The organism is Georgenia ruanii (assembly GCF_009193175.1).
GTDB classification, from domain to species: Bacteria; Actinomycetota; Actinomycetes; order Actinomycetales; family Actinomycetaceae; genus Georgenia; species Georgenia ruanii.
This window is the reverse complement of record NZ_VUKE01000001.1, coordinates 335814-349762: the sequence shown is the minus strand read 5'-3', so window position 1 is coordinate 349762 and position 13949 is coordinate 335814. Positions and strand designations below refer to the sequence as shown.

At 71.3% G+C, this 13949-nt stretch carries 8 protein-coding genes; 7 read left to right on the top strand and 1 reads right to left on the bottom strand.

Annotated features, from left to right (window positions below):
• The first annotated feature begins 447 nt into the window (after positions 1-447).
• From GD880_RS01605 to GD880_RS01575, 7 genes are read left to right on the top strand one after another with little or no spacing between them, the layout of a single operon-like run.
• Positions 448-1101 carry a hypothetical protein gene (locus GD880_RS01605; protein WP_152229869.1) on the top strand — a complete coding sequence of 218 codons (654 nt, stop codon included), beginning with the start codon at positions 448-450 and terminating at the stop codon, positions 1099-1101.
• The gene (locus GD880_RS01600) at positions 1101-1757 is read left to right on the top strand and encodes a CIS tube protein (protein WP_152229868.1); all 657 of its coding nucleotides are present in this window, start codon (positions 1101-1103) and stop codon (positions 1755-1757) included. Before GD880_RS01605 ends, GD880_RS01600 begins: the two co-directional genes overlap by 1 nt.
• Entirely contained in the window at positions 1754-3544 is a 1791-nt protein-coding gene (locus GD880_RS01595) for a phage baseplate assembly protein V (RefSeq protein ID WP_193314312.1), read from the top strand. Before GD880_RS01600 ends, GD880_RS01595 begins: the two co-directional genes overlap by 4 nt.
• Positions 3544-3975, top strand: coding sequence for a GPW/gp25 family protein (locus GD880_RS01590; RefSeq protein WP_152229866.1), 432 nt, complete (start codon positions 3544-3546; stop codon positions 3973-3975). Before GD880_RS01595 ends, GD880_RS01590 begins: the two co-directional genes overlap by 1 nt.
• A complete protein-coding gene (locus GD880_RS01585; protein ID WP_152229865.1) occupies positions 3975-5915 on the top strand; it encodes a putative baseplate assembly protein in 1941 nt (646 codons plus the stop codon). The genes GD880_RS01590 and GD880_RS01585 overlap by 1 nt, the downstream gene beginning before the upstream one ends.
• Positions 5912-6505 carry a phage tail protein gene (locus GD880_RS01580; protein WP_226909295.1) on the top strand — a complete coding sequence of 198 codons (594 nt, stop codon included), beginning with the start codon at positions 5912-5914 and terminating at the stop codon, positions 6503-6505. The genes GD880_RS01585 and GD880_RS01580 overlap by 4 nt, the downstream gene beginning before the upstream one ends.
• On the top strand, positions 6502-7176 hold the full coding sequence (locus tag GD880_RS01575) for a hypothetical protein (RefSeq protein ID WP_152229864.1): 675 nt from the start codon (positions 6502-6504) through the stop codon (positions 7174-7176). Before GD880_RS01580 ends, GD880_RS01575 begins: the two co-directional genes overlap by 4 nt.
• Before the next feature lie 534 nt (positions 7177-7710).
• Here the strand turns inward: GD880_RS01575 and GD880_RS01570 are convergent.
• Positions 7711-13944, bottom strand: a complete 6234-nt coding sequence (locus GD880_RS01570) for a carboxypeptidase regulatory-like domain-containing protein (protein WP_152229863.1) — start codon at positions 13942-13944, stop codon at positions 7711-7713.
• Positions 13945-13949: the final 5 nt, after the last annotated feature.

Sequence of the window (13949 nt, the reverse complement as noted above, 5' to 3'; positions counted from 1 at the left end):
ATCGTCAGCCGGCTCGCCGGCCGCGCGGCGTCCAGCGTGCCCCCCATCCGTCGGCTCCGCGCGGGCGCCGCGCGCACGGCCGCCCGCAGCACGCTGGGTATCGCGCCCGCATCCCGCCCAGCCACCGTGCGGTTGCTGCAACCGAGGCGCACGGGGCAGTTCGCCGCGCCGCCCTTCCCCGCGGGCTCCCATGGGTCCGGGCGAGGCCGTGCACACCAGCGCTACGCCGCCACCGAGCCGGGCGCCCACCCGAGCATGTTCGCCCCCTCGACCGAGCTCTTCGCCAGCGCGGCGTCGGCCCATGGGTGGAACCGGCGCGCGGCGGTGAAGCCGGGGGCAGGTGACGACCACGGCTCGACCAGGGGACAGCGCCCTGCCCGTGCCGCGTCGCCGGGGCAGCGCATCGTTCACGGCGCAGCCACGGCAGCCCGCGACAGCATGGGCTTGGTGCGGGCACAGCGTGACGGAGCCGGCTCGTTTCGAGCCGGCCACGACGGCGCCCGCTCGGCGCAGGTCGGGCCCGACGGCGCGCTCCGGGCCTCGGCGTACCGCGCCGGCCAGCGGGCGAGCGCCCGCGGCGGCGCGTGGGCGGCCCGAGCCGCCCTCCGGCCCGGCACCTCGGCGGTCGCCGGCCGTGCCGTGCTGCCCCCGACCTCCGCGACGCCGCAGCTGCTCCGCCGCCTCCTGGCGGGCCCCGGCGCGTCCGCCCTCGCCGCGGCCCCCGGGCGCGGCCACGCCGACGCGCGTCTCGCCGGCCCCCCGGCGGCCAAGGGCCTGCCGCGCACCCTCGCGGCCCTGCAGGCGCTGGACGGGTCGGGCGCGGGCGGCGTGGGAGCGCCCGCGGGGGACCTCACCCCGAGCGGCCTCAGCCATCCCCGACAGGAAGGACCCACGATGAGCGTGCGTCATCCCGCCGTGCCGAGCGCTGGGCTGGCAGCGCCCGCGACGGCCCTGGCGTTCCGCCGTCGGGAGCTGGACGTGCCGGGTCAGCTCGGCCTCGACCTGGATGAGATCGTCGACCTGGTGGTCGAGCGGGTCGAGGAACGGGTGGTCGCCGAGCTCGAGCGCCGCGGCCGCCGCGGCGGCATGGGGGTGTTCTGATGTCCGGCCCGGAGAAGGCGTTCCTCGAGCTCGAGGGAGGAGAGCGGCTGCCCTGCCTGTTCAACCCGGCCCAGCTGGCGATCAGCCGGTCCAACCTCTGGGCCGGGGACGCCATGCCGGGCCGGGGGGTGCCGCGGCTGCGCTATGCCGGCGCGCGGCCGGGCCAGATGGCGCTCGAGCTGTTCTTCGACACCACCAGCGACGGCACGGCGGTGACCCGATACACCGGGAAGATCCTCGCCCTCATGGACGTCGACCCGGCGCTGCCGGGGGCGGACCCGGCGACCAGCAACGTCCGGCCCCCCTACGTCACCTTCCACTGGGGCGACCCGCACTCCTTCAAGGCGGTCATCGCCGACCTCGATCTGACCTTCACCTACTTCGCCTCCAACGGCACCCCGCTGCGGGCCACGATGGCGCTGGTGCTGCACCAGTACGAGCCGTCGAAGGCCTTCGGGCCGCAGAACCCGACGTCCGGCACGCCCAACCCGCACCGGGTCCACCGGGTGCAGTCCGGGGAGACCCTCGACCGGATCGCGGCCCGGTACTACGGCGACGCCACCCGATGGCGCGCGCTCGCGACCGCCAACGCCGTGCAGGATCCGCTGGCGCTGCGGCCGGGCTCGGTCCTGACCATCCCGAGGCTGGACCAATGAGCGTCACCGTGTCGCCCTCCGACGGGATGTCCCTCAGCCCGGTGGTGAAGGTCGGCGGGACGGAGCTGGCGGCGCGCTGGACCGACGCCCTGGTCGAGCTGCGCGTGGAGCGGGCGCTGCGCACCGTCGGGCGCTGCACGATGCGGTTCGCCGACCCCGGCTACGCCCTCACCTCCGAGGCCAGGCTGACCGTCGGCACCGCCGTCGCCGTCTCGGCCCGGGCGGTCCGGGAGCGCAGCCCGTTGACGGAGGTCTTCCGCGGCGCCGTCACCTCCGTCGCCCTGGAGCAGCGCGAGGCCGGCACGGTGGAGCTGGTCGCCGTCGTCGAGGACGCGGCGTACGAGCTGACCCGCAGCAGCCGCGCCCAGACGTTCCTGAAGTCCGGCTACGCCGACGTCGTCAAGAAGGTGGTGGGCGGCGCCGGGGTGACGGCGAAGGTCGACGGGCTCACCGGCCAGCACGAGTACCTCCTCCAGACGGACACCGACCTGGGGTTCGTGGACGAGATCGCCCGCCGGGTCGGCTACGACTGGGTGGTCGACGGCGACACGTTCCACTTCTGGTCCTCCTGGGGCGGCGGGGGGCGCACCAGCACCATCGGCCCCGACGTGGAGGTGACGGCCGGCGACGCGCTGCGCGACTTCGCCGTCACCATCGCCGCCGACGCCCCCTCGTCGGTCACCGTCCGGGGCTGGGACCCGGTCAAGCAGCAGGCGATGACGACCACCAAGACGATCGACCGGGGGGCCGTGCCGGCCGGGCTCGCCCGCGTGGTCGCCCCGAACCGGGCCAAGGCCGCCGAGCAGCTCACGGCCGCCGTCGGCCCGGCCGACGCCGCGGAGGCGGGGCAGCTCGCCCAGGCCCGGGCCCGCGCCACTGGCACCGTCACCGCCAAGGGCCGCTGCACGATCACCCCCGGGCTGCGCCCCGGGGTGCTGGTCGACGTCGCCGGCGTCGGCCCGGCCGCGGGGAAGTACTTCGTGCAGGAGGTCGAGCACGTCTACCGGCCCGGCGGGTTCCACACCCGGTTCGTGGCCGGGGACCGCGAGCCCGCGCGGCTCACCGGGGGCACCGGCGCGACGCCGTCGAGCTTTGCCCACCACGGCCTGGTGATCGGCACCGTCACGGACATCAACGACGAGGGCGGTGGGGGCCGGGTCAAGGTGAAGTACTCGGCGCTGTCGGACACCGTCACCTCCGGCTGGGCGCGGGTGGCCGCCATCGGCGGCGGGGCGAGCCGCGGCCTGGTGGCCCCGCCCGAGGTCGGCGACGAGGTGCTGGTCGGGTTCGAGGACGCCGACGCCCGCCGGCCGGTGGTCCTGGGCGGGCTGTTCGGCACCAAGAACAAGGTCCCCGCCGGCGCCATCGCCTCCGGCAAGGTGGTCAACCGGCGCTTCACCTCGCGCCTGGGCCACGTCGTCGAGCTCGGCGACGGCACCGCACCGGGGGATCAGCACGTGCTCCTCGCCCTGGCCGGTGAGGGGCACAAGGTCCGGCTCGGCAAGGACCGGGCGGACATCGAGGTGCCCGCCGGCGTGCCGCTGCGCCTGGCCGCCGGCAACGCCGAGATCGTCCTCGACGGCAAGGGCGCCATCGAGATCTCCGGGCTGAAGATCAGCATCAAGGCCACCCAGGACCTCGAGCTCTCCGGGCTGAACGTCAACGCCAAGGCGGTCGCCAAGGCGGCCATCTCCGGCGCGCAGGCCGAGGTCCAGGGCTCGGCGACGGCGGCGGTGCAGGGCGGGGCGACCACCACGATCAAGGGCGGGATGGTGCAGATCAACTGATGGAGACCACGTACCCCCGGCCGGGGGAGGAGCAGCACTCCTTCATCGGGCGCGGCTTCAGCTGGCCCCTCGAGGTCGACCACACCGGGGCCATCCGGCTCACCCAGGGCCCGGAGGACCTCGACCGGTCCATCCGCATGGTGCTCCTGACCGCGCCGGGCGAGCGGCTCATGCGTCCGAAGTTCGGCTGCCGCATCTGGGACCTCGTCTTCGAGCCGGTCAACGCCAATCTCATCGGCCTGATCGCCGAGGCGGTGCGCGACGCGCTGGCCCAGTGGGAGCCGCGCATCGAGGTCGAGGACGTCTCGCCGGTCCAGGACGACGACGACGCCGCCCTGGTGCGCATCGCGATCACGTACCGCGTCAAGGCCACCAACGACCGCCGCAACCTCGTCTACCCCTTCTACGTCATCCCGCGCGAGGACATCTGATGCCGCTGCCGCCGCCCAACCTCGACGACCGTTCCTTCCAGGACATCGTCGACGAGACCAAGCGCCTCATCCCCCGGTTCACCCCGGAGTGGACGAACCACAACGTCTCCGACCCGGGTGTGGCCCTCATCGAGCTGTTCGCCTGGATGAGCGAGATGGTCCTGTTCCGGGTCAACCAGGTCCCCGACAAGCTGTTCGTGCACTTCCTGAACCTGGTCGGCATCGAGCCGTTCCCGCCGGCGGTGGCCCGCGCCGACCTGACGTTCTGGCTCTCCGCCCCCGCCGAGCAGCCGGTCCCCGTCCCCGCCGGCACCCAGGTGGCCACCGCCGACGCCGGCCGCGGCGGGGTGGTCTTCTCCACGACGCGGGACGCCGTGGTCGTCCCGCCGGTGCTCACCGCCGCGCACACCGCCCGGGCCCGCGAGGAGCAGACGGTCGACGCCCTGGAGGACCTGACCTACCCGGGCTCGGCGATGGTGTGCTTCGACTCCGACCCGATCACCCCCGGCGACTGCGCCTACCTCGGCTTCGCGGAGCCGTTGGCTGGCCTCGTGGTGCGGCTGGCCGTAGAAGCCACCGCCGAGGGGATCGGCGTCGACCCGGCCAACCCGCCCCTGGCGTGGGAGGTGTGGGGCGGGGAGGCGTGGCTGCCGGTGCGCGTGCACGCCGACACCACCGGCGGACTCAACCGTGACGGCGACGTCGTCCTCATCGTCCCGCCCGCCCACGCCCCGCTCACCCTGGCCGGCACCCCCGCGCACTGGCTGCGGGTGCGCCTGCTCCACCCCGCGCCGGGCCAGCCCACCTACCAGGCCTCCCCGCGGATCCGGTCCCTGTCCGCCCACGCCCTGGGCATCACCGTGCCCGCCGAGCACGCCAGCGGCGCCGGGCGCGAGTCCCTGGGCCGCTCCGCCGGCGTGCCCGGGCAGACCTTCCGGGTCTCCGCCGTGCCGGTGGCGGCCCGCCGGGACGGCGAGTGCGTGCGCGTGGTCCACCTCCACGGCGTCGAGGACTGGGCCGAGGTGGAGAACTTCGCCGCCTCCGGCCCGCACGACCGGCACGTCATGTGGGACTCGGTCACCGGCGAGGTGCGGTTCGGCCCCCAGGTGCGCCACCCGGACGGGACGCTGCGCCAGCACGGCGCGATCCCGCCCGACGGTGCGGAGATCGTGGTGACCGGCTACCGCCACGGCGGCGGCGCCGCCGGCAACGTCGGGGCGGGCACCTTGACCGAGCTGCGCTCGACCGTGCCGTTCGTGACCGGCGTGGAGAATCTCGCCCCCGCGGCGGGCGGGGTGGACGCCGAGACCGTGGAGGAGGCGAAGGTGCGCGGCCCGCTGAGCCTGCGCACCGGGGAGCGGGCCGTGACCGCCGGGGACTTCGAGCGCATCACCCGCCAGACCTCCGTTGAGGTCGCGCGGGCCCGCTGCCTGCCCGGCGCCGGCACCGGGGCGGTGCGGGTGCTCGTCGTGCCGCAGGTGCGCACCAGCCCCGCGACGCACCGCATCGACGACTTCGCCCTGTCCGGGCCGCTGCGCCGCGCGATCACCCGGGCGCTGGACGCGCGCCGCCCGGTGGGGGTCGCCGTCGAGCTCGGCACCCCGTTCTACCAGGGGGTCAGCGTCGCGGCCCTCGTGCGGGCGCTGCCCGGCCGGCCGGCGGCGCTGGTGCGCCAGCGGGTGCTGGACGTGCTGGTGCGCTACGTCAACCCGCTCACCGGCGGGCCGGACGGCACCGGGTGGCCCTTCGACACGGACCTGACGGCGGCCGCCGTCGCCCAGCTCGCCGAGGCGGTGGAGGGCGTGGAGCGGGTCGAGGAGGTCGTGCTGTTCGAGTACGACCTGCGCACCGGGCGGCGGCTGGGGTCGGGCCGGGACACCCTGCGGCTGGACCCGCACGCCCTCTTCCTCTCCGCCGAGCACCGGGTGGTGGTGCGGTGAGGCCGCAGTGGCTGGTCAGCCAGCTGCCGCCGGGGATGCTGACCGACGACTTCTTCACCCGGTTCGTCGCCATCTTCCAGGCCCAGGCCGACACCCTGCTGGCGCACGCGGAGAACCTGCCGCACCTGGCCGACCCGACCATCACCCCGCCGGCCATGCTGCGCTGGCTGGGGGAGTGGATCGGGCTCGACGGCGTGGACGCGGCCATGCCCGAGCAGGTGCAGCGGCGGCTGGTGGCGGGGGCGGCCCGCATCCTCGCCCGCCGGGGCACCGCGGCGGGCCTGCAGGAGTTCCTCGAGCTGTTCAGCGGCGGCCCGGCCACAGTGACCGACGGGGGAGGGGTCTGGGCCGAGGGCGAGGCGCCCGCGGACACCGCCTGGGTGGTGATGAAGGTGACCTCCACCGGCGTGCTCGAGGAGGCCGACTTCGTCGCCCTCGTCCAGGACGAGGTGCCCGCGCACGTGCGCGCCGAGCTGTGGGTCGGGAGCCGTAGGGTGTGGCCGGGGGACGGCGACCGTCCGGTGGCCGTGGCCGTGGCCGTGGCCGCGCCGAGCGAGGAGCTGCGGCCGTACGGGGAGGAGCAGCGATGACCACCGACGTCTCCGGCGCCGAGCCGGGCGTGACCCCGACGGCGCCGCCGCTGGTGCCGGTTATGCCGCCGCCCGTCGTTTCCCCCGACACCGCGGACACCCAGGTGCTGACCGAGGCCGACGTCGCCGCCCTCATGGCGGGCGCGGCCGGTCCGCTGCCCTCGGACGCCCCGGCCGACGCCCGGGCCCTGCCGCTCGGCGGCGCTGTGCCGGGGGTGGCCGGCGCTTCCGAGGCGACGCTCGCGTGCCCGGAGTGCGGCACGGTGACCACCGTGAACCTCGCCCGGCGCAGCGCGACGGACTTCTGCCCGGGCTGCGACTACCCGCTCTTCTGGGCCCGGCCCGAGCACCCGGTGGGGGAGGCGACCCCAGCGGGAGAGGACGCACGGCGCCGGCTGCCCGGCGCCTACGGGACCACCGTGCTCGCCACCGCGCCGTGCCCGGTGTGCGCCGAGCTCAACCTGCCCGCCGCCGAGGTGTGCGTGCGGTGCGGCTCGAGCATGGAGCCCCCGGTGCCGCCGGCGCCGATGCCGATGCCGATGCCCGAGCCGGTGGTCGTGGTAGTGCCTCCGCCGCCGCTGCCCGCGCCGGAGCGGCTGTTTCCGTGGTGGTGGCTGGTGGCGACGGCGGCAATCGCCGCCGCGATGGTGGGATTGTCGAGCGTGCTTTGAAGCACCTATCCCGTGCGCGAGTCTGTCGACTTGCCCGGAACGAGCCTGCGTCCAGGCCGCAGTCGCGAAGGAGGAGGCATCGAAATCGGCGTCGGCATCTCGCGTGGACGTCACCGCCCACGCGATCTGCCATGCATCAGGTGTACGCCACGCCCGGTACGCGTCTCAATACGGCACGCAATACTCTCGCGCGACAGATCGCCCCAGCATGCGCCTCCATGCGTAACCCTCGTTCATATGGCGGTCCGTCAGGGAGGATCTGAGCCCGAGCTGCGGGCGCGCGTATGTCTTCAGGTGATCGGGCACCGCCGAGTTCAACCTGACGGAGCGCGGGGATATTGACGACCTTGACGTCGGCATGGCAGCACGTGAACGGGTGAAATGCAGCGTCCCCGCCTCATCGGCGCCGGCAACGCGAACAAGCACTGCGTGCGTGACCTTGTGGGCAAGAGTTCGTCCAACGAGGCAAAACCAGGCCAATCAATCTGGCACCCAGAACTGTGGCTAACAGGGCTAAAGCGATCCGGCTCAGGATTAGGGAGATTCATTGGTGACTTCTACCGTCACGTCAGAGCTGTAGTAGTTGGCGTGTCCGTTGAAGGTGGCGGTGATCGTTGAGGTTCCGGTCGGCCACAGGGCTAGTGCAGTCGCGTCGAGGCTGAGCGTTGCCCGGCCGTCGGTGCCGAGGTTCTTGGTGCCGAGCCAAGTGCCGCCCAGGTGGAATGTGACCGTGCCGGTGGTCACGACGGCGTTGGTGGTGTCCTCGCGTACTCGCGCGGTGAGGGTGACGTTGGTTGTCGCACCGCGGGTGATCTTCGTACTGGGTGCCACGTTGATAGTGGTTCTTGTGATGATCGGGACCGCGTCGGTGCGGATCACCTTCACCGTGGTGGTCACGTCAGAGCTGTAGTAGGTGCCGTGTCCGTTGAAGGTGGCGGTGATCGTTGACGTTCCGGTCGGCCACAGGGCTAGTGCAGTCGCGTCGAGGCTGAGCGTCGCCCGGCCGTCGGTGCCGAGGTTCTTGGTGCCGAGCCAAGTGCCGCCCAGGTGGAATGTGACCGTGCCGGTGGTCACGACGGCGGTGGTGGTGTCCTCGCGTACTCGCGCGGTGAGGGTGACGTTGGTCGTCTCACCGATGGTGATCTTCGTACTGGGCGCCACGTCGATTGTGGTGGATGTCGATGTCGAGGGTGCCGTTCCAGCTGCTTTGCTTACGAAAAGCGTCGCTGAATGGCTTTTTTCCGTGGCTTCCACCCGCTCGGTCGCTGGGCTGACCGTCCATCCGTTCTCCGTCGTCGCTGTGAGGGTGTAGGTATCCTGAGGCAGATATGCGGTCCGCGCACCCGCACCAGCAATTAACTCAAGAGCGGCCGTGGTCGTAGAACCCTGGGTGGCAGTAACCGTGACGGTCGGGGCGCCATCGGTCGCCACGGCGGCGAGCGCAAGGCCAACCTCTTCGATGTCTATCTGCACATGGTCGTCGCCAACCTCGCCTGAATCCGCAGTTCGCTCGCCATCCACTTGGATTGTCCTGGTGAGCGCACTTTCAGCGAAGCCAAGCCGATCCGGCGGCAGTGAAACCTTCGCGGTCCAGTCTCCCGGCTCGACCTGGGTAAACGTGGCGCGGTAGATCGTCGACCCGGACCCGGTCCACACCGCGGGCTGGGCTGCCAGCTTCTTATTTCCCGAGCTTAGGGTGACCACGGAACCGGTGAGGTTGAACTTGTTGACGGAGTTAATGTCGACCACGACCTGGTGAGTGACCGTGAAGAGCACGATCTCGAGCGCGAGGATCTGACCGCCGGAGACGGAGAAGTATCGCGTCGTTCCGGCGTACACCGCGGTGTTGGCGATCTCAAGGACGTACGAGCCGTCTGGGACGTTCGTCAGTTCGAATGCGCCTGCCTGGTCAGTTGTGCCACTTGAGACCTCCCCGCCGACGGTCTCCGCTCGGCCGACTGTGCTGAGCTTAATGCTCGCTCCAACAACGGCCGTCGGGACACCGCCTCCTTGTTGCCCGAGGACTGTTCCGGACACGGTGTTTGCTCTACCAGCGATCGGTACAGTGAAATACTGCGGCGATTCGTTGACTCGCACAGTGACGCCCTGGGTGATCGGGTTGTAGTTCTCCCCGAGGATCTGGACCGTGTAGAACCCAGGTGGGACATCGAGGAACTCGTAGAAGTGTCGGCCGCCCTCCACACCCTCCGTAAGGTGCTCGCGGGGCGTGCCACTAGTGGGTTGAAGTTTCACAGTAAGTCCGGCAACTGTGCTGGCAATGGTCGAATCCCAGGCCTCAATCCGGATGTTTACCGCCTTAGGGTCGAGGATGATCGTGAGTGGTGTTTTATTTCCATTGCCAACGCTCACCGTCCTCCCATTCACCCACGAGGTGGTATAGCCGTCTGGAATGGTGACGTATACCGCCCATTCGCCCGCGAGTAGTCCCTGCTCCGAGGCGGAGCCTGCGATCGTAAACCCACCGTTGGAGTCGGTGATGGCGCTGAAATTTCCGCGATCGGAGGTGGCACTCACCTCGATGCCGGGAATCGCAGACTGCGCGGTGCTCGATCCGCTGCTTGCTTTGACCGTGCCCTGGATCCAGCCGAGCTTGGTGACGGCAACATTGATCGTATGGCTGTCCCCCGGCTCGATCGCGAAAGAAGGTTCTGTGTAAAAGGCGTACCCAGCCGCCTGGATCCGCAAACGGTACCCTTCGCCGGGCGCGAGCCGGCCGAAGTGTACGGTGTTCGAGCCCAGTTCGGCGGGTGGTGAGATTGCGATTCCGGCGGGCGGTGTCAGTGTGACGACGGGGTTCTTGACCTTCGTCCGCCCGTCGATACTACCGATGACCACACCCGGATTCTCATCCGTGGCGACCTCAAACACCGCGACGGAGATGCTTGCGATCTTCGGCAGGGCGATGTTTACGCTCGGCGGTTTCACGCCAACGTCAACCACGATGGGGAAGGTGATTGGGGAGTACCCGGATAGGGTCGCAACGACCGTGTAGTGCCCGGGACGAATCAGGGTGCCGGACGCGGGGGCCGTGTCATCGGCGGCCTGACGTAAAGGGTCGCGCCACACCAACCGTCCATTTTTCGTAGCCTCCAGCCGCGCGTTGGCCGCGGCCACTGGAGCGTGTTGGACCACAAAGTCCACCGTGCTGTAATCGAGGTGGGGATCTGCGGGTTCGGCAGTGATGTTGCCGGTGAACTGTTGGCCAGCGGGCTCGATCTCGATTGCGCCCAGGTTTGAGATGGATATCCCGGTCTGGGTATAGGCCTTGTAGCCATCTTGTGCCGGCACGTGGATGCTGATCTGATCACTAATCAGGGCGAACGCCGTGACCGGCGGGTCGTTCTCGGCCTCGGTCAGGTAGCGGCCGTCGCCATTGGTGTCGATGAAGAACCGGCCGGACTTATCGGTGATTGCAGTCACCTCTCTCCGGATGGGCACAAGCCCGGAGTAGCTGACGATTCCGGTGAGCTTGATCGTCATCTCTTTGAGGGGGTTCGGCGAGGAATCGCCGAGGTCAGCGAACAGTTGCCCCTCGAAATCCGCGACACCAGAGGTGAGGACGAGCTGCCTGGAAATCTCCTGATTGTTGCTGATGTGAACCGTGAGGGAGTTTTTGGGGCCGCCGAGGTCGGCGGTTATCGTGTACTCTCCGGCGACGAGTTGCGTAAACGACGCTAAGCCATCCACGACGGTGGCTTCGGACTTCTCCGTTGTCCCCTTGGCCGTGACGAGGGCTCCGTTGGCCGGTTCCAAGACCGAGTTGCCGCTGTCGCGCAGGACTGTGAGATTGAGGTGCCCCAGCCGGTCGAGCGTGGCGTCGTATCGGCGCACTTCGCCCGCTTCGAGGGTGAGTTGGACGGGGGACACCCTGAGGTACTTGCTGGCTCCGGGCTCCGGTCCTGGCTCAGGTGTCTCCACGCTGACCTGGTACACCCCGGCGGAGAGGTGCTCGATGGTATATGAGCCGTCAGTCTGTACCGGAGCGCACCGTGCAACTGTGTCGCTTGGCGCGATAGGGGTGCCCGCCGTTGTCTGGACGGTGCAGATGAGGTTTCCCGGTGCGTCCTGGCCCGTGACACAGTCTGCTGCACCCGAAGTATCGGCAACGGGTACCGCGAGGACGCAGGTCCCCTCGCCCGGCTTCGTCGGCACACTTCCCAGCCGCGCGGAAATCGTTCCAGTGATCGACGGCGAGCGGTACAGCGCCACTGAGTTGGCCTGAACAGTCTCACCCATCGGTACCTGGACGTTTACGGTGCCGCTCTCGTACCCGGGCGCTGAGATCGTCAAGGTGTAGAGGCCGGGCAGCAGGCCGGTGTCGTCCGCCGCTGGAATCGTGTACTCCAGGTCCGGGGCGGTCGTGACGGTGATGTCCCGACGTGTGCCGTCCTCGCCATCCTGCGCGGAGAGGGAGACGGTGATGACGCAGTCCTCGTTGGCGACGTCCGAGGGGCAGGTGATCTGCCCGTTCGTGGTCGCGTCGGACACCCGTCCCTGGATCCGGCCCGTCTGCTCGAGACCGTCGTTGGGGATGGGGGTGAGGACGAGGTCCGCCGTCGCCGCCGCGCCGGCCTCTACCTTCACCGGGGCGAAGCCGGTGACGTGGCCGAACAGCTCCGCCTGCAGCACGTACTCCCCGGGCGCCACGCCGTTGAGCCGGAAGGAGCCCACCTTGTCCGAGGCGTTCATCGTCTTGTAGGTGTTCTCGCCGTTGCTGAGCGTGAGGCCGACTCCACCCAGCCCGGTGCCGTTGGGTGTGCGCACCGTGCCCTGGACGACGCCGCTGGACACCCCGAGCCGGAAGTCAGCCGTCGCGGCGGCGCCGGCCGTCAGCTCCATCGCGCGGCTCTGCGAGGCGTACCCGTCGGCGCTGACCGTGATCGTGTAGGCCGCCGGGACGGGCAGGTCGGCGAGCACGAACGTGCCGGCGAGCGCACCGGTGGCCGTCGACGCCGTGCGGGTCGTGGTGCCGTCGGTGGCCGTCACGGTGACGCCGCCCAGGCCACCGACGGCGCCGAGGGAGTCGGGGCCGGTGACCTTGCCGGTCAGGGTGGTGACCGACGAGCTCAACGTGAGGTCCACGCGCTCCTGCCCGCCCGCGCCGAGCGTGACGAGCGCGGCCTGGGCGCCGAGGCCAGCCCCCGAGGCGGTGATGAGATAGGTGGCCGGGGTGGAGAGGCCGTCCACCGCCCAAGCACCGACGTTGCCGGTGGTGTTGCTCGACGTCGTCACCGTGGTGGTGCCGTCGGTGATGGTGATGTCCACCCCTCCGGCGGGACCGGCCGGGCCGGTGACCGTGCCGGCGAGCCGCCCCGCGCCGGCGACGAGCTCGGTCTCCAGGGCCGCGGCGGCCGCCTCGGCTCCAGAAACCAGGAACCGCTGCGTCTGGTACCCCGGCTTGGACAGCGTGATGAGGTAGTTCGTGGTGGCCGACATCCCCGCGAAGGCCCAGGTGCCGTCCTCCAGGGTCGAGGTGCTCCGGGCGGCGTCGAGCGCCTCGGTGCGGGTGATCGGCAGCGCACCCGCAGGGGTCTTGCCCGTCGGGCCCCTGCCGGCCGGGTCCTTCCGGTCCACCGTCGCGGCGATCGGGAGGGGCACGCTCATGCCGAGCATGCCGGCGCCCCGGCCGGTGCTGGGCGGGCCCTCGGCGCCTGCGCCGCTTGCGAGGGTGATATCGGCCCCGGAGGTCCCGCCCGCCGTGCCGGCCGCACGGGTGGTGCCCTCCGCCGCCCCTGCCTGCGCGGCGCCGGCCTCCTGCGCCGTCGGTACGGTCTGCAGGTCCAGGACGCTCGCCGGGGCGATGTCCACGCGCACCCCCGCCGGGTCGGTCCCGGCGACGACGCCGCCGATGCGCACCCCGTCGGCCGCCGTGCCCGTCGCGCCAGCGCCGTCGTCCTCGCCGCCGTCTGATTCTGCCGCGGCGTCACCGCCGGCCGGATCGTGGCCCGCCTCAGCGAGCACCTCGCCCTGGTCACCCGAGAACTGGGTCGAGAGCCACGGCACACCCAGGCCCAGGCCGGCCACCCACAGCGCCAACGTGGCGACGACGGCGACGATCTTTAGCCCGGTGGACCCCAGCAGCGGGCGGGCGGTGAGGGTGCCGCGGAAGCTCGCCGGCGCCTGCCGGCCGCGGGCGGTGAGCGTGTACGCCATCCGGTTGTTGTGCCCGAGGATCTGGGGCCGCAGCACCGACAGCTTCGCGGCCACCGTGACGGACCCCCGCGCGGGCACGGTGAGCGCGTCCGGCACGCTCATCCGCAGGCCCCGCTCGGTGGTGGTCTTCACCTCGAGCGGGACGGGCTCCTCACCGGAGTTGGACAGGACCACGTTGACCGTGCGGCTCAGCACGGCGCGGGACTCCGCGGGCTCGACGGTGAGCACCACCTCGCTGGGGCGGTCGACCTCGAGCGCACCGTCCACCAGGGTGCGGGCCATCGGGCGGGCGGCGCCCACCTCGTGGGCCTCGATCGCCAGCGCGAACGGGTAGCTGCCCGGCACCGCGCCGGCCCCCACCCGCACGCCCAGCTCCACCGTGACCGTCTCGTCCGGGGCGACGGCGCCGCTGCGCACCGGTCCGGGGAGCCACTCGGCGTCGAGCCCGAGCAGGGTGAGGACCAGGTCCCGGGGGGCGTTGGCGAGGTTGCGCAGGTGCACGCGCACCACCGCGTCGTGCCCGGCGGGGGCGTGGGCACCGGGCTCGAGCATCACGCTCGGGGCGTGGCCGGGCGCGGGAAGGTAGGTGGTCATGGGAG